General features: G+C 69.3%; 24 protein-coding genes. 11 read left to right on the top strand and 13 right to left on the bottom strand.

The features are described 5' to 3' along the window. The first annotated feature begins 47 nt into the window (after positions 1-47). Together BWI15_RS32945 and BWI15_RS32940 are read left to right on the top strand one after the other, a co-directional pair. Complete coding sequence (locus BWI15_RS32945; RefSeq protein ID WP_077018407.1) at positions 48-1,448, top strand: hypothetical protein; 1,401 nt, start codon at positions 48-50, stop codon at positions 1,446-1,448. Continuing rightward, on the top strand, positions 1,445-1,696 hold the full coding sequence (locus BWI15_RS32940) for a hypothetical protein (RefSeq protein ID WP_077018406.1): 252 nt from the start codon (positions 1,445-1,447) through the stop codon (positions 1,694-1,696). Before BWI15_RS32945 ends, BWI15_RS32940 begins: the two co-directional genes overlap by 4 nt. 76 nt (positions 1,697-1,772) lie before the next feature. Here BWI15_RS32940 and rplI read toward each other — a convergent pair whose 3' ends face one another. From rplI to BWI15_RS32915, 5 genes are all read right to left on the bottom strand, one after another. After that, complete coding sequence (gene rplI / locus BWI15_RS32935; protein WP_077018405.1) at positions 1,773-2,219, bottom strand: 50S ribosomal protein L9; 447 nt, start codon at positions 2,217-2,219, stop codon at positions 1,773-1,775. A gap of 14 nt (positions 2,220-2,233) precedes the next feature. Then, positions 2,234-2,467, bottom strand: a complete 234-nt coding sequence (rpsR, locus tag BWI15_RS32930; protein ID WP_012924539.1) for a 30S ribosomal protein S18 — start codon at positions 2,465-2,467, stop codon at positions 2,234-2,236. A 77-nt stretch (positions 2,468-2,544) separates the two neighbouring features. Continuing rightward, positions 2,545-3,111 (bottom strand): single-stranded DNA-binding protein, encoded by a 567-nt coding sequence (locus BWI15_RS32925; RefSeq protein ID WP_077018404.1) that lies wholly within the window; start codon positions 3,109-3,111, stop codon positions 2,545-2,547. Positions 3,112-3,203: 92 nt separating this feature from the next. Next, a complete protein-coding gene (gene rpsF, locus BWI15_RS32920; RefSeq protein WP_012924541.1) occupies positions 3,204-3,494 on the bottom strand; it encodes a 30S ribosomal protein S6 in 291 nt (96 codons plus the stop codon). 180 nt (positions 3,495-3,674) lie between these two features. Further along, positions 3,675-4,856: an MFS transporter gene (locus tag BWI15_RS32915; protein ID WP_077018403.1), complete on the bottom strand. Its 1,182-nt coding sequence runs from the start codon at positions 4,854-4,856 to the stop codon at positions 3,675-3,677. A gap of 94 nt (positions 4,857-4,950) precedes the next feature. Here BWI15_RS32915 and BWI15_RS32910 point away from each other — a divergent pair, with 94 nt between their 5' ends. Next, positions 4,951-5,448, top strand: a complete 498-nt coding sequence (locus BWI15_RS32910) for an Lrp/AsnC family transcriptional regulator (protein WP_077018402.1) — start codon at positions 4,951-4,953, stop codon at positions 5,446-5,448. Between the two features lie 37 nt (positions 5,449-5,485). Next, positions 5,486-6,289, top strand: a complete 804-nt coding sequence (locus BWI15_RS32905; RefSeq protein WP_077018401.1) for a deoxyribonuclease IV — start codon at positions 5,486-5,488, stop codon at positions 6,287-6,289. 9 nt (positions 6,290-6,298) lie between these two features. Here the strand turns inward: BWI15_RS32905 and BWI15_RS32900 are convergent, their stop codons facing one another. Genes BWI15_RS32900 through BWI15_RS32890 form a run of 3 tightly spaced genes read right to left on the bottom strand, consistent with a single transcriptional unit; the run spans position 6,299 to position 8,682 of the window. Beyond that, positions 6,299-6,685 carry a hypothetical protein gene (locus BWI15_RS32900; protein WP_077018400.1) on the bottom strand — a complete coding sequence of 129 codons (387 nt, stop codon included), beginning with the start codon at positions 6,683-6,685 and terminating at the stop codon, positions 6,299-6,301. Positions 6,686-6,708: 23 nt separating this feature from the next. Further along, positions 6,709-7,935 (bottom strand): MFS transporter, encoded by a 1,227-nt coding sequence (locus tag BWI15_RS32895; protein ID WP_077018399.1) that lies wholly within the window; start codon positions 7,933-7,935, stop codon positions 6,709-6,711. 33 nt (positions 7,936-7,968) lie between these two features. Then, complete coding sequence (locus tag BWI15_RS32890) at positions 7,969-8,682, bottom strand: SDR family NAD(P)-dependent oxidoreductase (RefSeq protein ID WP_077018398.1); 714 nt, start codon at positions 8,680-8,682, stop codon at positions 7,969-7,971. A gap of 104 nt (positions 8,683-8,786) precedes the next feature. Here BWI15_RS32890 and BWI15_RS32885 point away from each other — a divergent pair, with 104 nt between their 5' ends. From BWI15_RS32885 to BWI15_RS32865, 5 genes are all read left to right on the top strand, one after another. Then, complete coding sequence (locus BWI15_RS32885) at positions 8,787-10,115, top strand: glycoside hydrolase family 27 protein (protein ID WP_083751148.1); 1,329 nt, start codon at positions 8,787-8,789, stop codon at positions 10,113-10,115. 108 nt (positions 10,116-10,223) lie between these two features. Then, a complete protein-coding gene (locus BWI15_RS32880) occupies positions 10,224-11,354 on the top strand; it encodes a lipid II:glycine glycyltransferase FemX (RefSeq protein WP_077018397.1) in 1,131 nt (376 codons plus the stop codon). A gap of 4 nt (positions 11,355-11,358) precedes the next feature. Beyond that, positions 11,359-12,360, top strand: coding sequence for an alanine racemase (locus BWI15_RS32875; RefSeq protein WP_077018396.1), 1,002 nt, complete (start codon positions 11,359-11,361; stop codon positions 12,358-12,360). A gap of 44 nt (positions 12,361-12,404) precedes the next feature. Beyond that, positions 12,405-13,136: a methyltransferase domain-containing protein gene (locus BWI15_RS32870; RefSeq protein WP_077019457.1), complete on the top strand. Its 732-nt coding sequence runs from the start codon at positions 12,405-12,407 to the stop codon at positions 13,134-13,136. Positions 13,137-13,362: 226 nt separating this feature from the next. Beyond that, the gene (locus BWI15_RS32865) at positions 13,363-17,322 is read left to right on the top strand and encodes a GH92 family glycosyl hydrolase (protein WP_237771559.1); all 3,960 of its coding nucleotides are present in this window, start codon (positions 13,363-13,365) and stop codon (positions 17,320-17,322) included. On the opposite strand, the gene BWI15_RS32860 is transcribed toward BWI15_RS32865, so the two are convergent. Next, positions 17,313-18,539: an MFS transporter gene (locus BWI15_RS32860; RefSeq protein ID WP_077018394.1), complete on the bottom strand. Its 1,227-nt coding sequence runs from the start codon at positions 18,537-18,539 to the stop codon at positions 17,313-17,315. The two genes, BWI15_RS32865 and BWI15_RS32860, sit on opposite strands and share 10 nt — an antisense overlap. Positions 18,540-18,596: 57 nt before the next feature. On the opposite strand from BWI15_RS32860, the gene BWI15_RS40335 reads away from it, so the two are divergent. After that, entirely contained in the window at positions 18,597-19,244 is a 648-nt protein-coding gene (locus tag BWI15_RS40335) for a CGNR zinc finger domain-containing protein (protein WP_083751147.1), read from the top strand. 201 nt (positions 19,245-19,445) lie between these two features. Continuing rightward, entirely contained in the window at positions 19,446-20,660 is a 1,215-nt protein-coding gene (locus tag BWI15_RS32850) for a transglutaminase domain-containing protein (protein ID WP_077018392.1), read from the top strand. Here BWI15_RS32850 and BWI15_RS39630 read toward each other — a convergent pair. The 4 genes from BWI15_RS39630 to BWI15_RS32835 all read right to left on the bottom strand — a co-directional run bounded on the left by BWI15_RS39630 (position 20,645) and on the right by BWI15_RS32835 (position 25,972). Beyond that, the gene (locus BWI15_RS39630; protein WP_168197413.1) at positions 20,645-20,815 is read right to left on the bottom strand and encodes a hypothetical protein; all 171 of its coding nucleotides are present in this window, start codon (positions 20,813-20,815) and stop codon (positions 20,645-20,647) included. The genes BWI15_RS32850 and BWI15_RS39630 overlap by 16 nt on opposite strands. A 47-nt stretch (positions 20,816-20,862) precedes the next feature. After that, positions 20,863-22,053, bottom strand: a complete 1,191-nt coding sequence (locus tag BWI15_RS32845; RefSeq protein ID WP_083751146.1) for a mannosyltransferase family protein — start codon at positions 22,051-22,053, stop codon at positions 20,863-20,865. 63 nt (positions 22,054-22,116) lie between these two features. After that, positions 22,117-24,396 (bottom strand): transglycosylase domain-containing protein, encoded by a 2,280-nt coding sequence (locus BWI15_RS32840; protein ID WP_083751145.1) that lies wholly within the window; start codon positions 24,394-24,396, stop codon positions 22,117-22,119. 88 nt (positions 24,397-24,484) lie between these two features. Beyond that, the gene (locus BWI15_RS32835; RefSeq protein WP_077018390.1) at positions 24,485-25,972 is read right to left on the bottom strand and encodes a short-chain fatty acid transporter; all 1,488 of its coding nucleotides are present in this window, start codon (positions 25,970-25,972) and stop codon (positions 24,485-24,487) included. Between the last annotated feature and the right edge of the window lie 68 nt (positions 25,973-26,040).

Here is a 26,040-nt window from a genome sequence, read left to right as displayed (position 1 = left end):
ATCCCGTGAAGCCGACGATCGAGGGAGTTCCGTGGCGTGGATGAGTGGTGACCGTGGCTGACAAGGGCATCCCGTCCTGGCCGAAGGTCACGATTCGGCTGTACGACGACCACAACGCCGAGGTGAAGATCGCCGGGCGCAGCCACCCGGTGAACCACCACGACCCCCGGCAGGCCGCGATCGCGCTGGTCGCCGAACGGGCCAGTCAGCTCGGGCGCGCCGTGAAGGCGACGGCGGTCGACTCCGACGGCTCGTCGTGGCCGCTGGTGATCCACCCGGACGGCCAGGTCGAGGCGATCGAGGTGGCGCCGAAGCGCAAGCCGATCTGGCCGATCATCGCGGCCGCCGGGCTGGCGATCGTGCTGGTCGGCGGCACCGCGACGTACCTGCTGGTGGGGCGTGAGCCCAAGGCCCCCAAGCCCCCGGCGGCGAACAAACTGCCGGAACTGCCGGCGCCGAAGATCGTGCCGGACCAGTTCATCGCCCGGCCGGCCCCGCCGGGCTGGACCACGAACGCGAGCTGGACCATCGACATCGCCGAGAACTCCGCGCCGGTGGTGTCCCCCGACGGCAGCGAGGTCGCGGTGCTGACCGAGGACCAGAAGCTGGTCGTCCTGGACAGCAGCGGCAAGGTGCTCTGGCAGGACGAGGTGCCGAAAAACGCGAGCGATCCGGTCTACACCACGATCGACTCCAAGCCGGTGCTGGCGATCGCCACGCCGAAAAGCCTGCGGTACTACCCGGGCGACGGGATCGAGCCGACCGAGATCGAGCTGCCGGACGGGGCGGACGTGCAGTTCTTCGGCACCTCCCCGCTGATCACGTTCGGCAACACGGACGCGAGTGTGGTCAGCAACGGCGACCTGCACACGGTGGAGAAGCAGCCGCGGTTCTCCACCGTGTTGCTTGCCGAGGGCGACAAGGCCCTGATCGCCCGGTACGCCGGACCGCTGTACTGGAGCCAGCCCGGCAAGGACCTGCAGCAGCTGACCTTGAAGCCGCCGTCCGGCGCGACCGGGATCAACCACATCGCGATGGCCAGCCCGGGCCGCGCGATGGTCATCTGGAACACCAAGAAGGCCGACGAGGTGATCCCGACGGTCAGCTCCACCGCCGACGGCTCGGTCGCGGCGGCCTGCCCGGCGGTGAACCCGCGCCGGGTGGAGAGCTGGAAGTGGGTGCCCGACGCCGGCGGCAAGGTCGCGGCGTACGGCGAGTGCGTGATCGACTTCATCGGCCGCAAGACCACCCTGCTCGAGGACTTCGACCCGCTCTCGGTCACCGGGACGACGATCTACGCCAACAGCGGCGGCAACCTGTCCTCGATCGTGCCCGGCGGCGGCAAGGTCACGGCACTGCCCAAGAACGCCGCCCGTCCGTGGGGCATCGCCGGCAACCGCGCGATCGTTGTCCACGGCACCGTTCTCTACGCGCTGGACAAGAAGTGAGGCCGGCTGGGCGGTGGCTGCTGGCCGGGGCCGTTTCGATCACGATGGCGTGCCTGCCGGCGTTCGCGGGAGCAGCCGGCCGGGTCGACGAGCCGAAGCCGACGAACTGGCCGACGGTGGACAAGCCGACCGGCTCCCTCAGCCAGTCGGACCCCAAGCCGGTCAGCCTGCCGACGGTTGCCCCACCCGAGGCCGGGCAGGGCAGTGACCCGCGCCCGCTCAGCTGGCCGACTCCGAACAAGGAGTAACCGAACGCAGAACAGCACGGCCCGGGCTCTGGGAGCCCGGGCCGTGCTGGTGGTGCGAGTACTACGGGGTGGTGCGTCAGCTCGCGACGACCTCGAGGCGGACCGTGGCGGCCACCTCGGGGTGCAGCTGGATCGAGACCTGGTGCTTGCCCGTGGTCTTGATCGGCGAGCCGATCGTGATCGCGCGCTTCTCCACCAGCGGGCCACCGGCCGACTTGATCGCACCGGCGACGTCCGCCGGGGTGACCGAGCCGAACAGGCGGCCGGTCTCGCCGGCCTTCACGTTCAGCGTGACGCCGAGCTGCTCGAGCTGGTTCTTGACCTCGCTCGCGTGCTCCTTGCCCTGGATCGCCCGGGCGTCGCGCGCCCGCTTGATCGTCTGGATCTGCTTCTCGGCGCCCCGGGTCCAGCCGATGGCCAGACCACGCGGAACCAGGTAGTTGCGGCCGTAGCCGTCCTTCACCTCGACGATGTCGCCGGGGTTACCGAGGCCTTCGACCTCCTGCGCCAGGATGAGCTTCATGTCTCAGACCTCCCTCAGCGAGCCGTGCTCGTGTACGGCAGCAGGGCCACCTCACGAGCGTTCTTGATAGCGGTGGCCACGTCGCGCTGGTGCTGCACGCAGTTCCCGGTCACCCGGCGGGCGCGGATCTTGCCGCGGTCCGAGATGAACTTGCGCAGCAGCGCGGTGTCCTTGTAGTCGACGTAAGTCGCCTTGTCCTTGCAGAAGCCGCAGACCTTCTTCTTCGGCTTCCGGATAATTTTGGCCATTGTGGTGCTCTCCTCCTAGCAGAGCCCGGCACGAGTGCCGGAATGGTCGTCGGGTCAGTGCTGTGATCCTGGACGGATCAGAACGGGGGCTCTTCCATCGAGCCGCCGCCCTGGCTGGCCCAGGGGTCGTTCTGCGGAGCGGCGGCCGGGCCGCCACCTCCACCCTGCGGGGACGCCCAGGGGTCGTTCTGCGGGGCCTGATTGCCGCCACCGCCGAACCCACCGCCGGAGTTGCCACCACCGAAGTTGCCGCCGCCGCCTTCGCCGCCGGGCCCCGAGCGCGAGGCCCGGGTCACCTTGGCGGTGGCGCTGCGCAGGCTCGGACCGACCTCGTCGACGTCGATCTCGAAGACCGTGCGCTTCTGGCCCTCACGGTCGTCGTACGTGCGCGACTTGAGCCGGCCCTGCACGATCACGCGCATACCGCGCTGCAGCGACTCGGCCACGTTCTCGGCGGCCTGCCGCCAGACGGAGCAGCTCAGGAACAGCGACTCGCCGTCCTTCCACTCACCGGACTGCCGGTCGTACGTCCGCGGCGTCGACGCGACCCGGAAGTTCGCGACGGCGGCACCGGACGGGGTGAACCGCAGTTCAGGGTCGTCGACAAGATTGCCGACCAGTGTGACGACGGTTTCGCCTGCCATTACCGTTCCTCCTGCATTCGGGTGTGACTGTGTCCACAGCTATCAGTAGCGGCTTGCGCCGACAGTACCGATGCTGCTGACGACCCCAGGGGTCAGTGCTGGTCCGGCCGGATGACCTTGGTGCGCAGGATCGACTCGTTCAGCGTGAGCTGACGGTCGAGCTCCTTCACCACAGCCGGCTCGGCGGTCAGGTCGATGACGGCGTAGATGCCCTCGGCCTTCTTCTTCACGTCGTAAGCGAGCTTGCGACGGCCCCAGATGTCGAGCTTCTCGACCGTTCCACCTTCCTTGCGGACGATGTTCAGGTACTGGTCGAGGGACGGCTCAACGGTGCGCTCTTCGAGCTCAGGGTCGAGAATCACCATGACTTCGTAACGACGCATGCGCGAACTCCACCTCCTTCGGACTTGGCGGCCACGGTCTCTCCGTGGCAGGAGGGCGATGCGAAACACCCGGGATCGGCAATTGCCGCCGAACCCAAGCAAGCAGCCCGGTCGATGGACCGGGCCACGGCAGAAGAATACCAGCGTGCGGACCCTGCCCTGACCATCATCCACAGGCCTTCAGCCGCGCGCGCACTGGGCAGTCGCTGCGGCCGCAACCACCTTGGGTGTGCGCACCGTGACGAAGAGCAACGGCAGTGCGAGGACCGCGGACACCGCCGAGAGCAGCAGGAACCCGCCCTCGGCGAACAGCGCGGTCGAGCCCGCGGTCGCGACGGCGGACACCGCCCAGACCCACGCTTCCACCCGGCTCTCGAGCCTCGCCCGCGCCGCCTCGGAAGCCCGGGCGGCCTGAAGGAGGTACGCGCTGCCACCCAGGTAGCAGAGGTTCCAGCCGAAGCCGAGGAAGAACAGCGCCGGGGTGAACGACGCCCCGCTGGGCACCGCGACCACCAGCGCCGACACCACCAGGACCACCAGTCCGGCCAGCATCGCCGGCCGAGGACCCGATCGGTCGATCCACCAGCCGGTGACCGGCGACAGGGCGAACATGCCGAGCGTGTGGAACGACAGCATCAGTCCGAGTGCCCCCAGGCTCTGCCCGTGGTGGTGGGCGTGCACCGGCACCGAGGTCATCATCGCCACCATCACCAACTGCCCGACGAGCATCACCCCGGCCGCGACGACCGGCGTACGGCGTGACGTTGCCTGAGACTCCGAGTCGTTCGGTTGCTCCGGCCCCTCGACGGGTTGTGGGCGGATGCGGCTGGCGGCGACCAGAGCCGCGAACGCCGCGGCGACCGCGAGCAGAAACGGGCCGGCCAGCGCCGGCAGGCCGGTCGACGCGGCGAGGGCCTCGGACGGCTCGAAGAGGAACGGCCCTCCGACGGCGCCCGCCGTACTGGCCCAGACGACTGTTCCCATGGCTGCTGCTCTACGAGCTGGGGTGACGGCGTCGGCTGCGGCGTAGCGGGACAGGAGGCTGGCCGCGTTGCCCGCACCGAGCAGGAACATGCCCACGAACAGCAGGGCGACCGGTGCTCCAACAGCGGCCAGGACTGTCAGAGCACCGCCCGCTACCGCGACGCCGTAGCCGGACCTCAGTGCCTGAGCCCGGCCGAAGCGAGCACTCCAGCGCCCGACCGCGACAGCGCCCGCGGCCGTCCCCAGGACGCCCGCGGTGTTCGGCAGTCCGGCCAGCCCGGGCGACAGTTCCTCGGCGACCAGGATCGTGCTCACCGCGCTCGCGGCGACCATCGCGGCGTTCATCAGGGCCGCGGCGACGACGACAGGAATCAGCATGCCGTCAACGCTAGGAAGGCCGGCGCTCGCGAAGAATGGCCGATGAAAGGTGTTCGGCCTTGCCGGGCAGCGATCTCGAAGGTGTTCTGGGGAGATGACCTTTCAGGAGCGCACGCTGGACGCCACCGACTGGCAGATCCTGTCCGAGCTGCAGGCCGACGGGCGGCTGTCGTACAACCAGCTCGGCAAGCGGGTGAACCTCTCCCCGCCGGCGGTCGCCGACCGGGTCCGGCGGCTGGAGGAGTCCGGCGTCATCGTCGGCTATCGGGCCCAGGTCGACGCCGCCCGGGCGGGGCAGCCGCTGTCGGCGTTCGTGCAGATGCGCTGCACCACTGGGCGCTGTCTGCTGAAGACGACCCGGTCGGAGGATTATCCGGAGGTGCTCGAGGTGCACAAGCTCAGCGGCAACTCGTGCGCGATGCTGCGGGTCCGGGTGACCTCGATGCGCCACCTGGAAGGACTGTTCGAGCGGCTCGGCGAGCACGGTGAGATGAACACCCACGTGGTGCTGTCGACCGAGTTCGAGGGGCGGCCGGTGCAGCCGCCGCTCCCGGGGGCGCGGCCGGTGACCCGCTCGCAGGGCTGGTCCTGACGCCCGATCTGTCGGTGGCCGGTCTTAGGGTGAGGACATGAGCTTGAAGCTGGGTGCGCACGTCGATCAGGAAGACCCGCTGGCCGAGGCGGCCGACCGGGGCGCCGACCTGGTGCAGTTCTTCCTGGGCGATCCGCAGGACTACAAGGCGCCGAAGCTCGCGTACGCCGACGGCGAGGAGGCGTTGCGCGAGCGCGCCGCCGCCGCGGGCGTCGACCTGTACGTGCACGCGCCGTACCGGCTGAACGTGGCGAACACGAACAACCGGATCCGGATCCCGAGCCGCAAGCTGCTGCAGCAGACGCTCGACAAGTCCGCCGAGATCGGCGTCAAGGGCGTGATCGTGCACGGCGGCCACGTCGGTGACGACGACGATCCCGAGGCCGGCTTCGACAACTGGCGCAAGTGCATCGAGCGGGCCGAGCTGCCGGTGCCGCTGCTGATCGAGAACACGGCCGGCGGAGAGAACGCGATGGCCCGCCAGCTGGAGCGGATCGAGCGGCTGTGGGAAGCCGTGCAGGCGTCCGGCAACGACCGGCTGGACAACGTCGGGTTCTGCCTCGACACCTGCCACTTCCACGCGGCGGGCGAGGAGTTGCCGACGATCGTCGAGAAGGTGCTGGCGATCACCGGGCGGATCGACCTGGTGCACGCCAACGGCTCGCGGGACGAGTTCGGCTCGGGCGCCGACCGGCACAGCAACTTCGAGCAGGGGCACATCGACCCGGCCGACATCGTCGCGGTGGTCAAGGCCGCCGGAGCGCCGGTCGTCGTCGAGACTCCGAACGCGGACAACGGGCAGAAGGCCGACCTCGACTACCTGCGGGCGAATCTCAGCTGAGCCGGGAGACTACGGCTTGGGCTCGGCGGGCTTGAGGTTGTGCAGCCAGTAGGTGATGCCCCACGGCAGCAGCAGCGCCAGCGAGCCGGTGTCCCGCGCGGGGATCAGGATGTCGGCACCGACCGCGGCGACGACCGCGATGGTCGAGGCCTGGAAGAGCGTGAACCTGCCGATCACGACCTGCTCCATCGAGAGCTGCCCGCGGGCGCACCCGGCGTACACGACCGCCAGAGCCAGGATCAGCACCGCGGCCAGCACGACGCCGGTCCACGCGGTGGCGTTGTACCGGCTGTTCGAGTCGGCGATGTCCGCGGCGAGGAAGAGCCCGACCACCAGGGTCAGCGCAGAGCACACCCAGTAGAACGTCGCGGTGCGGTCGGTGCGCGGTTCGGCCATGCGCGGGACGGTACCGCAATCGATCAGACCGTTTCCGGCAGCGGCTCCGATCGGGCAGCGCTGCGCCAGGGCAGCACGACCGCGCTGAGCAGGCAGCAGCATCCCGCGATCAGGAACGATGTCCGCAGCCCGACCAGTCCGGCCAGCACCCCGCCGAGCGCCATGAACGCCGGCTGCACGGCGCGCGAGGTGATCGACCAGGCGGTGAAGACCCGCGCCATGTAGGCGTCCTCGGTCACCTCCATCCGGTACGTGGCGAACGACGGGTTGAACGCCCCGGCCGCAACGATCAGTCCGGTGTCTGCCGCGATCAGCAGGAGCAACCCATCGATGCCCGGTGTCGCCAGCGGGAACAACAGCAGCCAAGGCGCCCGCAGTACGCCGAAGATCAGCAGCATCCGGTGCAGCCCGAGCCGACGGGTCAGCCGCGGCGCGAACCACGCGCCCAGTACGCCGCCGGCACACGGCAGGCCGAGCACCAGCCCGTACTGCCAGGCCGGCATCCCGAGGTCGCGCAGCATGAAGACCGTGAGCAGCGGTGACGTCATCATCACCGGGCCGCCGAACAGCTGCGAGTTCAGGAAGAGCATCCGCAGCCCGCGCTGCCGCCAGATGTAGCGCCAGCCGGCGGTGATGTCGCGCTTGTCGGTCCGCTGCGCGGGCGCCGGCTCGGGACGGCGGATCCGGCTGATGCCGAACGCCGAGAGCAGGAAGGAGATCGCGTCGATCGCCAGCGTGAAGGTCGCACCGATCAGGCCGATCAGCGCGCCACCGATCGGCGGCCCGACGCTGAGCGTGATCCAGGTGGTCTGCTCGAACCGGCCGTTCGCCTCGGTCCGCTGCTCGGCCGGCACCAGCGCCTTCAGGTGCGCGCCGCTCGCCGCGGTGAAGGCGATCAGCGCGGCGGCGTGCAGGATGCCGACGAAACAGAGCTGGGCGTAGGTCAGAACGTCGAGCGCGGCGGTGACCGGGATGCTGATCAGCGCGGCGAACCGGACCAGGTCGGCGGCGATCATCACCGGCCGCTTGTGCCGCTGCTCGATGAAGTCGCCCATCGGCAGCGCGAGCGCCGCACCCGCGATCGCCGACAACGCGGCCAGCATCGCGACCTGGAAGGTGCTGACGTCGAGCACGAGCACCGCGATCAACGGCAGCGCGCCGAAGCCCACCGCGCTGCCCGCGGCACTCACCGTGTAGGCGAGCCAGAGACGACGGAAATCCGGACCCAGCGACGACCCCAGCAACGGCATCCCGCGATCGTAGAAGTGCCCACCGACACAACGTCAGCGCAGGTTGAGACCGCCGTCGAGCAGGATGACCTCGCCGGTCAGATAGCTGTTCGCGACGACCGCGGCGATCAGGTCGGCGACGTCCTCGGGCCGCGCGGCGCGTCCCATTGGGCTCCGGGTTTTCCACAGAGTGTGGGCATCGGTCCAGGTCGCCGTCAGCGGGGTGTCGACGAGCCCGGGAGCGACCGCGTTCACGCGGACGTCCGGTCCGAGCGCGGCGGCGAGCAGCTTGGTGACGTGGTTGAGCGCCGCCTTGCTCGCGGCGTACGCGATGGAGCTGCCTTTCGGCCGGACGCCGGCGTGGCTGGTCACGTTGACCACACAGCCACCGGTCTCCCGCAGCGCCGGGACTGCCGCCGTACACAGCAACCAGGGCGCGATCAGGTTCACGTCGAGCAGCTTGCGCCAGTCGGCCGCACTCAGCCCGTCGAGCTCGGCGTGCGGCACCGGCCAGCTGATCCCCGCGTTGTTCACCAGTACGTCGAGCCGCCCGTACTCCGCCAGTACGGCGGGGACGAGCCCAGCCGCTTGCTCGTCGTCACCCAGATCGGCCTGCAGGTAACTCCCACCGAGCTCGGCCGCGAGCGCCTCCCCGGCGTCCCGGCTGGTTCGCGAGTGCACGACCACCGTCATCCCGTCCGCCGCGAACCGCCGCGCGGTCGCGGCCCCGATCCCCGACGCGGACCCGGTCACCAAAGCCACTCTCATGCCCGCCACCCTAAGGAGAACCGACAGGCGGGTATTTATTGCCAGAGTTAAGTAATGATCGTAGGTTCGATCTCTCACGCATCTCGACGGAGGGAACGCCGCCCATGATCTCCCGACGTGCACTCAGCCTCGCGCTGCTCGCTCCGCTACTGGCGGTGCTGCCGCCCGCGGGCCCGGCGCCGGCCGAGGCGAAGTCACCGCACCCGCAGCCCTTCATGGGCTGGAGCAGCTGGAGCATCGGCTCCGCCAAGGCGCCCGGCTACGGCACCGACTGGCTGACCGAGGCCAACATCAAGAAGACCGCCGACACGATGGCCGCCAAGCTCAAACCGGCCGGTTACCGCTACATCAACCTCGACGCGGGCTGGAGCGCGACGATGGACTGGCAGTTCCACAGCGACGAGTACGGCATCCCCAGCGCCGATCCGGGCCGTTTTCCCAGCGGCATCAAGGGTGTCGCGGACTACGTCCACCGCAAGGGACTCAAGCTCGGCATCTACGGTGCGATCGGGCTGGAGAAGAAGATCTACGACCGCAACGTGCCGGTCAAGGGCACCAGTTGCACCGTCCAGGACATCACCGTCCAGCCGCTGACCCACGCGAACAAGTGGGACGACAACTGGATGATCGACTACACCAAGCCGTGCGCGCAGGCCTACATCGACTCGATCGTGGCCAAGTACGTCTCGTGGGACATCGACTTCCTCAAGATCGACGGCATCCTCGCCTCGAGCGTGCCGGAGATCCGGGCCTACTCGAAGGCGATCGACAAGACCGGCCGGAAGATCTGGCTGAGCGGCAGCGCCTGGCCGGTCGACATCGCGGCCGCCGACGGGCTGCGGCCGTGGCTGAACGGCGTCCGGATCGACACCGACGTCGAGTGCTACTGCGAGACGACGGCGACCTGGGAGAGCTCGGTCGACAACCGCTGGGAGGACCTGCCGAACTGGCTGCAGCACCTCCGCCCCGACTACCTGGCCGATCTGGATTCGATGCCGATCAACAACAACTCGGGCGCCGGGCTGCAGGACGGCATCAACGACGTCGAGCGGCAGTCGGTGATGACGTTCTGGTCGATGGCGTCCGCTCCCCTGTACGTCGGCGGTGACCTGCAGCACATCGACCAGCAGGCCGTCGACATCCTGACCAACCCTGAGCTGATCGCCCTCGACCAGTCGGCCGTCCTGCCGACCCGCGTCACCGGTGGCGACCTGCAGGTCTGGAAGAAGGTCGTGCACGGCAAGACGTACGCCGCGGTCTACAACCTCGGCTCCACGCCGGCCGACATCACGGTCGACTTCAAGGCGCTGGGGACCGGCCGTTTCCAGCGCGTGCGTGACCTGGTGGCGCGCAAGGACCTCGGCCGTTCCTGGAGCAGCTGGACCGCCGAGGACGTGCCCGCGCACGGCTCCCGGCTGATCCGTATCGGCTGAGGCGCCAGGCGCGAAGTTCACCCGGCGTACCGGGTGGGAGCGCTGCCGTAGTCGCGGACTCTCCGCTCGGCTACGGTCTGGCGCTCCCGCCCGGTAACCTGACCGACCGTGAGTGACTTCAGCATCCGGACCATCTCGGCCGACGAGCACGCCACCTACCTGGCGGCGCAGCCCTCGGCCAGCTTCCTGCAGACCCCGGGCTGGGCGGCGGTGAAGAGCGAGTGGAAGGCGGAGTCGCTCGGCTGGTTCGACCCGGCGAACCCGAGCGAGCTGGTCGGCGTGGCGCTGGTGCTCTACCGGCAGATGCCGAAGGTGAAGCGCTACCTGGCCTACCTGCCCGAGGGCCCGGTGATCGACTGGGACGCGATCGACCTCGGCCGCTACCTGCGGCCGCTCGCCGCGCACACGCACGAGCAGGGCGCGTTCGGGCTGCGGATGGGCCCGCCGGTCGCGACCCGGCGGTGGACCGCGAAGACGATCAAGGACGCCATCGCCGGTGGCCAGCAGCCGAAGCTCGGCGACGTCCGCCCGGACGTGATCGAGCCGTCCGGCGCCACCGTCGCGGCTCAGCTGCGCGCGCTCGGCTGGAAGGCTCCACGGGTCGGCGAGGGCTTCGCCGCCGGCCAGCCGCAGTACGTCTTCCAGGTGCCGCTGGCCGGCCGCACCCAGGACGACCTGCTCAAGGGCATGAACCAGCTCTGGCGGCGCAACATCAAGAAGGCCGACAAGCTCGGCGTCGAGGTGACCCTCGGTACGCCGGAGGACCTGAAGGCCTTCCACCAGCTGTACGTCGAGACGGCCGAGCGGGACCACTTCACCCCGCGGCCGCTGCCGTACTTCGTCAAGATGCAGGCGGCGATGGCCCACCAGCCGGCCGACGTCTGCGACTTCCGGCTCTACAACGCCTATCACGAGGGGGACCTGGTCGCGTCGACGATCTGGGTCCGGGTGGGCGGTCACTCCTGGTACTCCTACGGAGCCAGCTCGACCGCCAAGCGGGACGTCCGTGGATCGAACGCGATCCAGTGGCGGATGATGTCGGACGCGCTCGCCGCGGGCGCGTCCGTGTACGACCTACGGGGCATCACCGACACCTTGGACCCGAACGACCCGCACGTCGGGTTGATCCAGTTCAAGGTCGGCACCGGCGGCGAAGCCGTCGAGTACGTCGGTGAGTGGGATCTGCCGTTGAACAAGGCGCTCTACACCGCATTCGACCTCTACATGAGACGGCGTTGACACCATGCCCCTGATCCTGCACATCGACTCCGATCGATGGCGCGACCACCTGCGGTCGACCTGGAACCCCGACATCATTCCCGTGGCCAAGGGCAACGGGTACGGCGTGGGCAACCCGCGGCTGCTGGCCGAGTCGCGCGCGCTGGGCGCGAAGACGGTCGCGGTCGGCACCTACAACGAGGTCCCGCCGGACTACAAGGACGACGTCGTCGTGCTCTCGCCGTGGCGCTCGTTCCTGGAGGTCCCGCAGGGCAAGAACGTGATCCACACGGTCAGCCGGCTGGCCGACCTGGTCTCGATCCCGGCCGGCAGCCGGGTGCTGATCGAGGTGCAGACCTCGATGCGCCGGCACGGCATCGGTGCCCGCGAGTTGCGGCACACGATGCTGCTGAACGCGCTCGACCGGATCAAGTTCGAGGGCTGGTCCCTGCACTTCCCGATGGGCGCCGGCGGTACGTCGGCCAACATCCGCGAGGCCCAGGATCTCGGCAAGGCGGCCCGCGCGGTCCGGCAGGGACCGCTGTGGGTGTCGCACGTGCCGGCCCAGAAGCTGGCCGACATCGGCGAGAACGTGAAGCTGCGGATGGGCACCGGCCTGTGGCTGGGCGACCGGGGTGCGTTCAGCGTGCGGGCGACCGTGCTGGACGTGCACTCGGTCCGCCGGGGCGAGCGGGTCGGATACCGGCAGCGCCGGGTCAGCGGCGACGGCCACATCCTGGTGGTCTCGGGCGGCACCGCGCACGGCGTCGGGCTGGAGGCGCCGACGGCTGCCGCCAGCGTTCGGCAGCGTGCGATCGCGGTGGCCAAGGGCAGCCTCGACGCGGCCGGGATGGCGCTGTCGCCGTTCACCATCGAGGGCAAGCAGCGCTGGTTCGCCGAGCCGCCGCACATGCAGGCCAGCATGCTGTTCCTGCCGTCGTCGGTGGCCCCGCCGGCGGTCGGCGACGAGGTCGGTGTCGACGTCCGCTACACCACCACCGTGTTCGACAAGGTGTCGATGGACTGAGCCGCCCTTGACTTCAGGTGCACCTGAAGTTGGACCGTGAGGGAATGGCAGAGACAACGTTCCTGGATCGGATCGAACAGACCGAAGGGGCGGCCGAGCTGCGGGCCGCGTCGTACCGGCTGCTCAGGCTCGCGCCCGGCGATACCGTGGTCGACGTCGGCTGCGGTGCCGGGCACGCGGCCGCGGAGCTCGTCGAACAGCAACTGAAGACGATCGGGGTCGACGCCGACCCGGCCGCCGTCGCCGTCGCCGAAGCCCGTACGCCGGGCGCGGTCTTCCACACCGCGCCCTCGGACCGGCTGCCGCTCGAGGACGCTTCCGTCGACGGCTACCGCGCGGTCCGGCTGTTCCACCTGCTCGAGGACCCGCTGCCGACGCTGGCCGAGGCCTACCGGGTGCTCCGGCCCGGCGGCCGCGCGGTGCTTGCCGGCCAGGACTACGGGTTCCTGCTGATCGACAGCAGTGACCAGGACCTGACCGACGTGATCCTGCTCGGACTGGAGTCCCGATCCGTCGCGCCGCGGGCGGCCCGGAGCTTCCGCGACTGGCTGCTCGACACCGGCTTCCACGACCCGGAGGTGGTGGTCCACAACCGCGTCGTGACCGGCCACGACGTGATGGTCAAACAGCTGGAGCTGGCCGCCGACGCGGCGGTCGACAAGGCGCTGATCACTCGGGACGACGCCGACGGCTGGCTGGCCGAGCAGACCGACCGGGCCCGGCGCGACCGGTTCCTCGCCGTACTGCCGACGCTGCTGGTGGCCGCGACCCGCTGACCGGACCGGCAACTTCCGAACTGACTGCGACGAAGTCTTGACCGGGCGTGACGCGGTAGGGAGGATCACTGCGGAACGCGGGCTGACAACCTTGTCATCGGGGCCGCGTGACCATCAGGGTGCTCGCGTTCGGCGGGCACCTTCTGCCGTGCTAGGAGCCGAGATGAAACTCCGCCGCCCACTGGGGCTCGTCACGTCTCTGGGGCTTGTTGTGACAATGTCTGCCATGACGTCAGCGAGCGCCTCCGTTCCCACCTCCGCCCAGGCGAGCCCGCAGCCTGTGGTGAGTGGGGCTTCCTACTTCACCTCCTTCGAGCCGGGCCAGCCGCAGCCCGGCTACACCGACGCGGTCGAGACCGGGCCGGACGGGAAACCGCGCACCGACGGTGTCCGGGGACCGACGCCGACCGGGATCGGCGGCAGCGAGATGGACAAGGTCACCCAGGTGACCGCCAGCGGTGAGAACACCGGTGGTGGCGAGATCGCCACCAACGCCGCCGACGGGGACAAGTTCACCAAGTGGCTGGTCTTCGCGAAGACCGGCTGGCTGGTCTACCGGACGTCGGCACCGGTCACCTTGCGCAAGTACGCGCTGACCTCGGCCAACGACGCCGACGGCCGCGACCCGCAGAACTGGACCGTGTCCGGCTCCACCGACGGCACCACCTGGACCACGCTGGACACCCGCACCGGCGAGTCGTTCGAGAACCGCTTCCAGACCAAGGAGTACACCGTCGCGAACGAGACGGCGTACACCTACTTCAAGCTCGACGTCACGCTCAACCACGGCGAGAACATCGTCCAGCTCGCCGACTGGTACCTGTCCAACGGCGCTCCGCTGCCGCCTCCGGGCGAGGTCGCCGAGTCGCGGCTCGACTCCGGCCCGACCAGCGCCTACAACGCCCGGGCCCGGACCGGCTTCACCGGCGTCAAGTCCTTCCGGTACGCCGGCCACCAGACCGCCGAGGGCCGCGGCTACACCTGGAACAAGATCGCCGACGTCGACCTCAAGGTCGGCAAGAACACCCGGCTGTCGTACAAGATCTTCCCCGAGCACGTCGAGGGCGATCTCAGCTACCCGAGCACGTACGCCGCGCTCGACCTGGCGTTCTCCGACGGCACCTACCTGAGCGACCTGAAGGCCAAGGACCACCACGGCTTCGAGCTCAGTCCGCGGGGCCAGGGCGACGCGAAGGGCCTGTCCACCAACCAGTGGAACAACATCGAGGCGGACCTCGGCAAGTACGCCGCCGGCAAGACGATCCAGCGGATCCTGGTCGGCTACGACAAGCCCGAGGGCCCGGCCGACTTCCGTGGCTGGATCGACGACGTCCGGATCGCGAAGGCCGAGAACCCGGACGAGGCGGCGCGCAAGACCGCGGCCAAGCACCCGTCGGATCTGGCGCTGACCACCCGTGGCACCAACGCGACCGGTGGCTTCTCGCGGGGCAACAACATCCCGGCGACCGCCGTACCGCACGGCTTCAACTTCTGGACCCCGGTCACGAACGCCGGCTCGACGTCCTGGCTGTACGACTACGCCAAGGGCAACAACGAGCAGAACAAGCCGGAGATCCAGGCGCTGTCGATCAGCCACGAGCCGAGCCCGTGGATGGGTGACCGGCAGACCTTCCAGGTGATGCCGTCGACCGCCGCGACGCCGACCGCCGATCGCAAGAAGCGCGCCTGGGCGTTCAGCCACGACAACGAGATCGCCCGGCCGTACTACTACGGCGTCACCTTCGACAACGGCAACGCGCTCGAGGTGGCTCCGACCGACCACGCGGCGATGCTGCGGTTCAGCTTCCCTGACGGCAACGCCTCGCTGGTCTTCGACAACGCCAACAACAACGGCGGGCTGACGCTCGACCCGGAGACCGGAGTGGTGACCGGCTTCAGCGACGTGAAGAGCGGCCTGTCCACCGGCGCCGGCCGGCTGTTCGTGTACGGCGTGGTCGACCAGAAGGTGGATGCCTCCGGCAAGCTCGCGGACGGCGGCGGCGCGAACGTCGGCGGCTACTTCAGCTTCGGCAAGAACGTGCAGCAGGTCCAGTTGCGGATCGCCACTTCACTGATAGGCACCGCGCAGGCGAAGAAGAACCTGGAGCTCGAGCTCGGCGCCGACAGCAAGTTCGACAAGGTGAAGTCGGCGGCGCAGAAGCTCTGGGACGCCAAGCTGCGCACGATCGAGGTCGAGGGCGCCAGCGCGGACCAGCTGACCACGCTCTACTCGAACCTGTACCGTCTGTTCCTCTACCCGAACAACGGCTCGGAGAACACCGGTACGGCGAAGAAGCCGGTGATCACCTACGCCTCGCCGGTCTCGCCGAAGGTCGGCGCGGACACCCCGACCACGACCGGCTCGAAGCTGGTCGCCGGGCAGACCTACGTGAACAACGGGTTCTGGGACACCTACCGGACCGTCTGGCCGGCGTACAGCCTGTTCTCGCAGGACACCGCCGACGACCTGGTGAACGGTTTCGTCCAGCAGTACAAGGACGGCGGCTGGATCTCGCGCTGGTCCTCGCCGGGCTACGCGAACCTGATGGTCGGCACCAGCTCGGACGTCGCCTTCGCCGACGCCTACCTCAAGGGCATCAAGGGCATCGACGTGCAGGCGACGTACGACGCGGCGCTGAAGAACGCGGCCGTCCGCCCGCCGACCGAGAACGTCGGCCGCAAGGGCCTGGACCGGTCGACCTTCAACGGCTACACCGCGAACAGCACGGCCGAGGGCTTCAGCTGGTCGATGGACGGTTACATCAACGACTACGGCATCGCGAACATGTCGAAGGCGCTGTACGACGCGGCGAAGAAGAGCGACCCGCGCAAGCAGGAGTACCTGGACAACTACCACTACTACCTGAACCGGGCGCGCAACTACGTCACGCTGTTCGACCCGGCGATCGGCTTCTTCCAGGGCAAGGACGCCGACGGCGTCTGGGGCCACTCGCCGAGCACGTTCGACCCGCGCGACTGGGGTCACGACTACACCGAGACCAACGCCTGGAACATGGCCTTCTCCACCCCGCAGGACGGCGCCGGCCTGGCCGCCCTGTACGGCGGCCGCGACGGTCTGGCGAAGAAGCTCGACGAGTTCTTCTCCACCCCCGAGGACGCCACCCACGTCGGCGGGTACGGCGGCACGATCCACGAGATGCTCGAGGCGCGTGACGTCCGGATGGGCCAGTACGGCCACAGCAACCAGCCGTCGCACCACATCGCGTACATGTACAACTTCGCCGGTCAGCCGGCGAAGACGCAAGCGAAGGTGCGCGAGGTGCTGAGCCGGTTGTACCTCGGCTCGGAGATCGGGCAGGGCTACCCGGGCGACGAGGACAACGGCGAGATGTCGGCCTGGTACCTGTTCAGCATGCTCGGCTTCTACCCGCTGCAGGTGGGCTCGCCGTCGTACGCGATCGGGTCGCCGTTGTTCACCAAGGCGACGGTGAACCTGCCGGGCGGCAAGAAGCTGGTGGTCAGCGCGCCGAAGAACAGCGCGAAGAACGTCTACGTCAAGGGCGTCAAGGTCAACGGCAAGAAGTGGACCTCGACCGCGCTGCCGCACGACCTGATCGCGCACGGCGGCAAGATCGAGTTCGACATGACCGACCAGCCGGCGACCTGGGGCTCGGGCCGCAACGACGCGCCGCCGTCGATCACCACGCCTGGTGAGGACCCGAAGACCTGGCGGGACTCGACCGAGGACGAGGGTGCGGTCACCGCGGCCGGCGGGGTCGACGTGTCGGCCCTGACCGACAACGACTCCAAGCAGCAGGTCACGCTCACCGGCGCCGCGCCGACGGTGACCGTCACGCTGCAGCAGGGGCGTCCGGTGACGATGTACACGCTGACCAGTGGAGCCACCGGCGCCGCGCCCTCGGGCTGGACGCTGGAGGGATCGAACGACGGGACCAAGTGGACGACCGTCGACAAGCGGTCGGGCCAGACCTGGGCCTTCCCGTCGTACACACGGTCGTTCAGCGTGGCCCAGCCCAAGTCGTACACGCAGTACCGGCTGGTGCTGACGCCTGCGGCCGGGGCGACCGGGTTGACGCTGTCCGAGCTGGAGCTGCTCGGCACGCTGAAGGGCATCGAGGCGGGCAAGCACCCGAGCGAGCAGCGGGTCGCACAGTCCAAGCCGACCCCGACGCCGTCGGCCTCGATCGAGCGCAACTACGGCTGATCGGATCCGGCGGAGCCGCTGACCTGCGGCTCCGCCGGACACCGGCACGAGGCGGTGCGCCTCGCGACCAGCCGCGGCTCGGCCAGCAGTCCGGCGAGCGCAACGGCTGCGAGCGCACCGCCCACCAGCGCGACACTCGCGGTGCCCTGGTGGGTGATGAGCAGCCCGCCGAGCAGTGACCCCGCCGCGATGCCGACGTTGAAGGCCGAGCTGGTCCCTGCTGACGCCAGGTCGGTACTGCCCGGCGCGATCAGCAAGGTCCTGTGCCCCACCGCGGCCGCGAAGGCGCTGAACGCCAGGCCCATCATCGCGAGAAGAACGACAGCCGCCGGCTGGACCGAGCCCAGCAACGCCAGCCCGGCCAGTGCCGTGGTCATCAGTCCGACCGCGGCAACGAGCGCTGCGCGCGGAGAGCGGTCGAGGAATCTGCCGACCGCCAGCGTGCCGACGACGCCGGCCACCCCGATCACCGCCAGCAGCGGGCCGAGTGACTGCGGCCGGAAGCCGCTCACGTCGAGCAGGAACGGCGTCACGTAGGTGTAGGTGGTCATCGCTCCTGACACCGCCACCGCCGTGACCACGACGAGCAGCGCGTACCGCCGGCCGTCGGGCATCGAGCCGCGCGTGACCGCGTCGTCCTTGCGGGCGGTCGACGGCAGCAACGCCCCGAGCACGACCGCGGTGGCCAGGGTCAGGCCGGCCATCACCAGCATCGCCGTCCGCCAGCCGGCCTGCTGGCCGAGCCAGGTCCCCACCGGTACGCCGAGCACCGGGGCCAGCGCGTTGCCGATCCCCATGCGGGCGATGGCGCGGCCGCGAACCTCGGGTGGGAACAGTCCGGTCGCCGTCGAGGTGACCACCGACCAGAACAGCGACTGGGACAGCGCGGAGGTCAGGCGGGAGAGCAGCAGGACTTCGAAGTTCGGCGCCAGCGCGGCAGCGACCAGACCCAGGCCGAGCAGACCGAGGCTCGTGGTGATCAGGAACCGGCGCGGGACGCGCTGGGTGGCCCGGGTCATCGGCACCGACATCAGGACGACGACCGCGGCGTATCCGGTCACCAGCAGACCGATCTCCGACCGGGATCGGCCGAGGTCGTCGGCGATCACGGTGAGCAGGCCGATCGGCAGCACTTCGCTGGTGACGTAGACGAAGGCTCCGACCGCCAGCGCGGCCAGTGCCGAGTTCGCCCGCCGGGTGTCGTACTGCGTCGGCATGGCCGCCTCCTGGTCTCTGATTCCAGTATCGGTCTTTACACTGGTAGCATCGCAGGTATGACATCCCGGGACAATCCCCAGTTGCGGATCGTCGGAGGTCATCTGGCTCTCGACCTGGTCAACACCGTCGCCCCTCGGCGCCCGGCCGGCCCCGAGCAGCACGAGTACCTGGGCGAACCGGTGGAGCTGCTCGAGTGGGCCCAGCGGGTCGAGCTGGTCGATGCTGCCGAGGCGGCCGCCGTCGCGGCGGCTTGGCACGCTGCACCGGGCGCCGACCAGCAGGCGCTTCGGGTGGTGCGCGAGGTCCGGGAGGCGGCGTACGCGCTTCTTGCGGACCGAGTGCCGGCGGCGCAGAGCACGCTGGATTCGAGCGTGGCGATCGGGACGCTCAACCTGCATTGGGCGGCCGCTTCGGCTCGGTCGGTGCTGGTGCGGGACGGCGCCTCGGTCCGGCTCCAGGTGGGGACCACTCCGGCGCAGCTGATCGCGGACCGACTGACGCGGATCGTCGTGGATTTCCTGACCGCCGACTCCAGCCGGCTCAAGGAGTGCCCGGTCGAGCAGGGCGGCTGCGGATTCCTGTTCCTCGACCACAGCCGGAACGGGTCGCGGCGCTGGTGCGCCATGGCAGACTGCGGGACGAGCGTGAAGGTGCGACGCCTCACCGCCAACCGGCGGGCGCGGGCTACCGGTAAAGCTGAATAGAGTGGTAGCCGCTCTTGGCGCCGTGCCCACACAAAATTCCGGCGGAACCTGCCCCTGAGAGGTTCCGCCGGACGGCTGTGAAGGTGAAGGGAGGGGTGGCGTCCCCGCCCGGACTGCCACCCCTACCACTCGTACTGACGATCGAGCTGCCCGATAGGTTGCCCGGTCGGTGAAGAGTCCACATCGCGAGATGGAGGCGGGATGCCCCACGTGCCCCGGGAGCTGGCCGAGCTGCGGCTCCAGGCGGAGCAGTGCTTACGGGACGACCGCCACCAGGAGTTGCTGGAGCTGTTGCCGTCGCTCCGGAGTGACGTCGAGTGGTGGACCCACTTGTGGGCGCCCGGTGCCGCACTGGCCGCTCGCCACCTCGGCTCCTCGGAGGCGTGGCAGCTGCTCGAGGAGGCAGTGGCGGGTGGGTTCAGCCAGCCTGAGCTGTTCGACGGCGAGCTGGAGAAGGTGTTCGGAGCTGAGGCCGGCTGGCCGTCGCTGGAGCGCCGGATGCTCGGCAACGTCCCGCTGCCGCGGCTGGAGCTGACCGACTGGCCCGAGGCCGAGCCGATGCTCCCGCTGGAGCTCTACACGATCGCACCGGACCGGCTGGACGGACTGCTGGAGCGTCTGCCCGTGCCGGCCGGCTCCGCCTGGACTGCTGCCGTCCAGCTGCTCGAGTGGGTACACAGCTCCTGGCGGCATGCCAACGGCCATGTGGACGACCCGGACGCGCTGACGGTGCTCGAACGGGTCGACGCCGGCGAACGGTTCGCCTGCGTCGAGTACTCGATCGTGCTCAGCCAGGCGCTCAACGCCGTCCGGATCCCGGCGCGACGCGTCGACCTGCGGCAGAGCTCGCACCACGCGGGAGTCGGGCGCGGCCACGTCGTCAGCGAGGCCTGGATCGACGACCTCGACCGGTGGGTCGTGCTGGACGGCCAGAACGGCTCGTACTGGGTCGACGACTCCGGTACGCCGCTCGGCGTGCGAGAGCTCCAGGCGCTCGACAACCCTCCGCGCTTCGTCGGTCCCGGGGCGGTCAGTCCGGGACAGGCCGCCGCCTGGTTCACGTACTTCGCGTCGGCGACCACAACCGGCGTGACCTGGACGGGCGAGGCCTTCGCACCGGTGTTCCAGGGCTCACGGGTGATCGAGACGCCACGACTCGTCCGCGACGGCGAACCGGCGTACCCACGGCTGTCCGCGCTGGCGACCGGTCTCGGCGGGACGGTCGAGCGACCGGTGGTCCGGTTCCAGCACTTCCACCCGTACGGCGTGGGGATCCGGCTGCACGTCGACTCCGGCGCCGTCGACGCGGCCGAGTGGGCGCTGGACCTGACGCCGGGAGCGCACGAACTCGCCGTCGCCGTCGTCACGCCGTACGGGGAGACGGCGCCGCAGCGGTTCGCCTACTTGGTCAGGTAGGCCCGCGCGGTGGCGCTCCACTCGTCGGCCCGGCAGGTCTCCGAGCCGGGCGGGCACAGTGGGGCCTCGAGTACGACCAGGGCAGCCAGGGCGGTCAGACCCGCCAGACCGGCGGCCAGGACCTGGACGGCTCTGGAAATCGTCGGCTTCGCCATGGCCTCACGCTAAGCCGGGCCGGCACCGCAGTCCTGAGCAGAACTACTCAGCCCGACCAACGGCCGGTGAAGAAGGCCGCGGCCCAGATGGCGGCCAGTGGTATCGCGACCCCGAGGTAGACCCGGCCCAGCCACGGTCTCCGGTGCAGCAGCACTGCCAGCCCGATCCACAACGGCCACCAGAGCAGAGTCGCCCGGGTCAGCGAGTACACCCAGTACGACGTGACGAACGCGGCCACTGTCGCCCCGACCCAGGCCGCTTCGCCCCACGACCGGCGCCAGAGCAGCCAGACGAGCAGCAGCAGTCCGATCGCCAGCGCGACCAGCTCGGCGCGGAACATCCAGGTCCAGTCGGTCCGGTCGCCTGGGAAGTGGCCCTTGGTGGCGGCCTCGAAGGTGTGCACGATCGACGTCCACGGCCAGGTGAACTCGCGGGCCCAGCCCTTCTCCTGCGCGTCCTGCCAGGCGAACCAGGAGCCGTGGATCTGCTTCAGGTACGCCATGAAGCCGAGCACCGGCACGGCCGGCAGAGCCAGCCACGGTAGCGACCGCCAGTCGCGCTTCTTCGAGGTGATGAACTCGACTGCCAGCGCGAAGATCAAGAACAGGCCCGAGACCCGGACCGTCGACGCCAGCGCGACCAGCACCGCAGCCCGGGCCCACCGCCCCTGCCGGGCCGCCAGCCAGGCCGGGAAGGCGAACGCGCAGAACAACGCCTCGGTGTACGGCGCGGCCAGAAACACGCCGACCGGCGCGGCGAACCAGACCAGCGCGGCCGTCGGACCGAAGTCCCGCAGCTCGGGGAACTCGTACTGCGCGAGCTTGGCCAGCCAGACCCCCGCGACCGCGCTCGCGATCGCCGAGACGAGGATGCCGCCCCCGACGTACCCGATGCCGAGCCAGCTGGCGGCGCGCATCAGGACCGGAAGGCCGGGAAAGAACGCCGCGAGCGGCGCGCCCGACGGCTCGCCGTTCGCGTAGCCGAACTCCGCGATCGCCTTGAAGTGCCAGACGTCCCACTGCCACCAGGCCCGCCACACGTTCGGGTAGGTGTCGCCGCGGTTGAACAGCAGCGGCGCGGACAGCGCGAGCAGGAAGATGCCCGCCCGCGTCACCAACCACCAGCCGAGCGCCTCGCGACTCAGCTGGTCAGGCAACCACTGGCGGATCCCAGCCAGACCGGTCTCCCGAGCCCGCCGCCCCCGCTTCGGCCGCTCCCCAGCCGTTCGCTCGAACACACCCCCATCGTGCCCCATCCCGCCGAACCGGCTCCGCTCCGGTCGGCGGGCGCGTTGCCCGGGCTACTGCTCCTCGTTCCCGTTCCCGCCACCGTTGCCGCCGCCTTGCCCGCCACCAGGTGGGTCGTTCGGGTCGGTGGGGAAGGTGATCGGCGGCCGCGTCGGTTTGGTCGGATCGGTCGTCGGCGGGTCGCTCGGGGGATCCGACGGCGACTCGGTCGGCTTGGTCCTGGTCGGCTTCGTCGAGGTGGGCGAGGTCGGCGGGTCCGACGGGCTCTGGGTCGGCTTGGTCGTCGGCGGCGGGTCGCTGGGCGTGAACGTCGGCGACGGGGTGTACGTCGGGGTCGGGCTGTCCATCGAGTCGGGGTCCGGCTCCTCGAACGTCTTCTTTTCCGAGCTGCCCAGCGCCGGCTCCATGTAGGCCAGCCAGGTACGCAGCGGCCAGTTGCCGCCGAAGAAGGCCTGGTCGTCGCTGAACGGGTCGAGGTCGCCTTCACCGGTCTTGCCCGCGCGGTAGAGCACGGAGGTCGACAGTTGCGGGGTGTACCCGGTCCACCAGGACGTCAGTGTGTCGTCCCCGTCCAGGCAGCCGTCACACGCGGCGTTCTTGGCCCGGTGCTCCACGGCGACACCACCCGCCGTACCGGTCTTGCCGGCCACCTCACGGTCGAGCTTCTGGGCGCGCTCGCCGCTGCCGCCGTCCTCGGTCACGCTCATCAGCGCGAAGTTGACCTTGGCAGCGACCTCCTCGTCGAACTTCCGGACCGACTTGTACTTGTCCTCCTGCTTGAAGTTCTTGCCGTTGCCCGGCGAGGTGACCGACTTGATCGTGTGCACCGGCGTGTACATGCCGCCGGCGGCGAAGGTCGCATAGGCGTTGGCCATGTCGATCGGAGAGGCGTAGGCGTTCGGGCCCAGCACGGTCGAGGGGTTGTCCCGGTCGTTCTCCAGCGCCTGGGTCTTCGGGATTCCGGCGTCCTCGGCCGCGTCGACCACCTTGGCCGGGCCGTCCTCCATCTGCTTGTCGACCAGGTCGTAGAACGCGGTGTTGATCGACAGCTTGGTGGCCTTCAGCAACGTGACGTCGCCGTAGTCGTTGTCGAACTCGTTGTTCAGCTCTTTGCCCTGGACCTCGATCGGGCTGTTGCCCTGGAAGATGTCGTACAGGCTTCGATCGTCCCGCAGTGCGGCCGCGACGGCGAACGGCTTGAACGACGAGCCAGGACGAGCCCGCAGCCGGGCCCAGTTCAGCTCGCTCTTCACGAAGTCGACACCGCCGTACATGGCCACCAGCTCGCCGGTGCCGGGACGCACCGACGCGATGCCGACGTGCAGGTTGCCCCGGTTCTTCTTGGGCAACTCGGTGGTGCCCGCGCGAACGGCTTCGGTCTGCTTGCCGACCTCGAAGGTGGTGACCACCCGGAGGCCGCCGCCACTGATCTCCTCGGGCGTGTACCCCAGGGTCTCCAGCTCGTCCCGCGCCATCGCGAGCAGGTAGCCCTTCGTTCCCTTGAACCGCGGGCTCTTGACCTTCTTCTTGAGCGGGGGCACCTTCTTGCTCATCGTCGCGTACTGCGCGTCGGTGATCGTGCCACCCTGGCGCATTCCGTCCAGCACGTACCGGTAGCGGTCGAGGATCCGCTGCTGGGCCTCCGGCTTGTCCGGGTCGAAGTAGCTCGGGTTGTTCAGCACGGTGGCCAGGAAGGCGGCCTTCTCCGCCGACAGCTTCCTCGGATCCGGCTCACTGAAGTAGGCGTCGCCGGCGGCACTGATGCCGTAGGCACCTTCACCGAAGTAGATGGTGTTCAGGTAGCCCTCGAGGATTTCCTTCTTGTCCGTCTGGCGACTCAGCTTCGTGGCGATGAACAGCTCGGCGAACTTCCGGGAGAAGGTCCGCTCCTGGGTCAGATACATGATCTTCACGTACTGCTGAGTGATCGTCGAACCACCCTGGAGCTGCTTGCCCCGCGCGATGTTGAACGCCGCCCGCGCCATGCCGGACGGTGAGACCCCGGGGTTGGTCCAGAAGGTCCGGTCCTCGGCCGCGATCACCGCGTCCTGCACCGTCTTCGGGATCTGGCTCAGCGGCACCGACTTCCGGTTCTGGTCGTAGAACGCGCCCAGCACCGTGGTGTTGTCGGAGTAGTAGACCGTCGTCGTGTTGGTCTGGAACTCCTTGTTCGGGTCCGGGATGTCGGTCGTCTGGTACCCGATGAAGAAGGTCGCCGCCGCCCCGATCACCCCGAGGAAGAACAGTCCCAGCAACCATCCCGCCACCCGCAACGCCCAGTGCTTCTTCCGGTGCGCACGGGACGGGGCGGCCTTGCGACGAGCTTCACTCACTGTCCAGTCCTCGACGATCTCGCTGAAGTCATTGGCACCCAGACTAGAGGTGATGTGGTAACGGCCCCTAAATGGCCACTCCGAGTGATCATCCGGTGACGCGAGGCGCCAGCAGCGTCACAGCGAGCAACGCCGCGGGGAAACAGGCCAGGAACAGCGTGAACGTGTAGCCCATGATGTCGCGGGCCTTGAGGCCCAGGATGGCCAGCGTCGGGAGCATCCAGAACGGCTGCAGCAGGTTCGCGCTGGCCTCGCCGAGGTCGTAGACGACGACCATCCAGCCGGCGTCCACCTTCAGCTCGTTCGCTGCGGCCAGCACGTACGGCGCCTCGATCACCCACTTGCTGCCGCCGCTGGGCACGAAGACGCCGAGGATGCAGGAGTAGATCGCGACCAGCGGCGGGAAGAAGAACTGGGTGCTCGCCTGCACGAGCCAGCCGGCCAGGCGGGCCGAGATGCCGGTGTAGGCGATCATGCCGAAGATGCCGCCGTACAGCGGGAACTGCAGCAGTACGCCGGCCGCCGCCGGTGCGCCGTCCCGGACCGCCCGGGCCATCCGCCACGGCCGCCAGTGCAGCAGCAGCGCGAGCAGGAACAGGATCAGGTTGACCGTGTTCAGGTCGAGCGCGTTGAAGAAGCTCTTGCCGTCGAAGTACCGGACCAGGTAGACCGCGCCGAGCAGCACGATCAGCAGGGTGAACAGCGGCGAGTGCTCCAGCCAGTCCCCCGGCCTCCGCGTCTCGCCGTTCACCCGCTGCCCGTTGTACTGCGAACCGCGCCCGATCAGCGGCTTCAACTCGATCCCGAGGTGCTCCGCGGTCTTCGCGTTGTTCTCGCCGGGCGCGATGAACCAGGCCATCGCGACGCCCACGACGTACACGAACAACGTCGCGACGATCGCCTGCCAGGTGAAGATGGTGTCGCTGAGCGGGATCACCCCACTGGCGTGGCCGCCCGCCCGGATCACCTCCTGCACCGGCTCCGGGCTGCTGCTCGGGCTGGCGACCTGCAGCGCGGCCGAGCCGGACAGTCCCTGCGCCCAGACCGTGCCGAGCCCGAGGAACGCCATCGCGCCGAGCGCGCGGTAGTCCGCCTTCGGCACGTTCCGGGCGACCTCGCGGGCCAGGATCGCGGCGAAGATCAGGCTGAAGGCCCAGTTCAGGTACGACGCGAACATCGCGACGGCCGCGACGAAGGCCACCGCGCCGCGCGGCGTCTTCGGGATCCGGGCCAGCCGGGCGATCAGGCGGGCCACCGGGCCGCTGGTCGCCACGGCGTACCCGCCGATGATGATCATCGCCATCTGCAGCGTGAAGGTGATCAGGCTCCAGAAACCCAGGCCCCACGCGTCGACCAGGCCGTAGCCGTGCGTCGCGGCAGGATCGTCGGGGCGCTTCAGCAGCGGTTCACCGGTGACGAGCCCGAACAGCAGCACCACGAAGGTGCCGACCAGCACGAACCCGAACGCGTCCGGCAGCCACTTCTCGGTGAACGCGGTGAACCGCAGGGCGGTCCGGGCCAGCGGCCCCTCACCCTCGGTGCCGTGCCGGGCGTGCTTGCCCTGAGTCTCGGTCATGACCCTCCGCTCTTGACCCACGACGCTGTGTGTCACGTGATTAACGCAGATCAGCGCCTGACGTAACA

This window comes from Kribbella sp. ALI-6-A, from assembly GCF_001984195.1.
In the GTDB taxonomy this organism is placed as follows: domain Bacteria; phylum Actinomycetota; class Actinomycetes; order Propionibacteriales; family Kribbellaceae; genus Kribbella.
This window is presented reverse-complemented; position numbering and strand designations above follow the sequence as displayed.

Coding starts and splice junctions, on each gene's coding strand:
- BWI15_RS32875 (WP_077018396.1), top strand. CDS start 11,359: ATGCCCCTGATCCTGCACATCGACTCCGATCGATGGCGCGACCACCTG.
- BWI15_RS32915 (WP_077018403.1), bottom strand. CDS start 4,856: ATGCTGATTCCTGTCGTCGTCGCCGCGGCCCTGATGAACGCCGCGATG.
- BWI15_RS32905 (WP_077018401.1), top strand. CDS start 5,486: ATGAGCTTGAAGCTGGGTGCGCACGTCGATCAGGAAGACCCGCTGGCC.
- BWI15_RS39630 (WP_168197413.1), bottom strand. CDS start 20,815: ATGGCGAAGCCGACGATTTCCAGAGCCGTCCAGGTCCTGGCCGCCGGT.
- BWI15_RS32865 (WP_237771559.1), top strand. CDS start 13,363: ATGACGTCAGCGAGCGCCTCCGTTCCCACCTCCGCCCAGGCGAGCCCG.
- BWI15_RS32850 (WP_077018392.1), top strand. CDS start 19,446: ATGCCCCACGTGCCCCGGGAGCTGGCCGAGCTGCGGCTCCAGGCGGAG.
- BWI15_RS40335 (WP_083751147.1), top strand. CDS start 18,597: ATGACATCCCGGGACAATCCCCAGTTGCGGATCGTCGGAGGTCATCTG.
- BWI15_RS32895 (WP_077018399.1), bottom strand. CDS start 7,935: ATGCCGTTGCTGGGGTCGTCGCTGGGTCCGGATTTCCGTCGTCTCTGG.
- BWI15_RS32890 (WP_077018398.1), bottom strand. CDS start 8,682: ATGAGAGTGGCTTTGGTGACCGGGTCCGCGTCGGGGATCGGGGCCGCG.
- rpsR (WP_012924539.1), bottom strand. CDS start 2,467: ATGGCCAAAATTATCCGGAAGCCGAAGAAGAAGGTCTGCGGCTTCTGC.
- BWI15_RS32910 (WP_077018402.1), top strand. CDS start 4,951: ATGACCTTTCAGGAGCGCACGCTGGACGCCACCGACTGGCAGATCCTG.
- BWI15_RS32925 (WP_077018404.1), bottom strand. CDS start 3,111: ATGGCAGGCGAAACCGTCGTCACACTGGTCGGCAATCTTGTCGACGAC.
- BWI15_RS32860 (WP_077018394.1), bottom strand. CDS start 18,539: ATGCCGACGCAGTACGACACCCGGCGGGCGAACTCGGCACTGGCCGCG.
- BWI15_RS32900 (WP_077018400.1), bottom strand. CDS start 6,685: ATGGCCGAACCGCGCACCGACCGCACCGCGACGTTCTACTGGGTGTGC.
- rpsF (WP_012924541.1), bottom strand. CDS start 3,494: ATGCGTCGTTACGAAGTCATGGTGATTCTCGACCCTGAGCTCGAAGAG.
- BWI15_RS32885 (WP_083751148.1), top strand. CDS start 8,787: ATGATCTCCCGACGTGCACTCAGCCTCGCGCTGCTCGCTCCGCTACTG.
- rplI (WP_077018405.1), bottom strand. CDS start 2,219: ATGAAGCTCATCCTGGCGCAGGAGGTCGAAGGCCTCGGTAACCCCGGC.
- BWI15_RS32835 (WP_077018390.1), bottom strand. CDS start 25,972: ATGACCGAGACTCAGGGCAAGCACGCCCGGCACGGCACCGAGGGTGAG.
- BWI15_RS32870 (WP_077019457.1), top strand. CDS start 12,405: ATGGCAGAGACAACGTTCCTGGATCGGATCGAACAGACCGAAGGGGCG.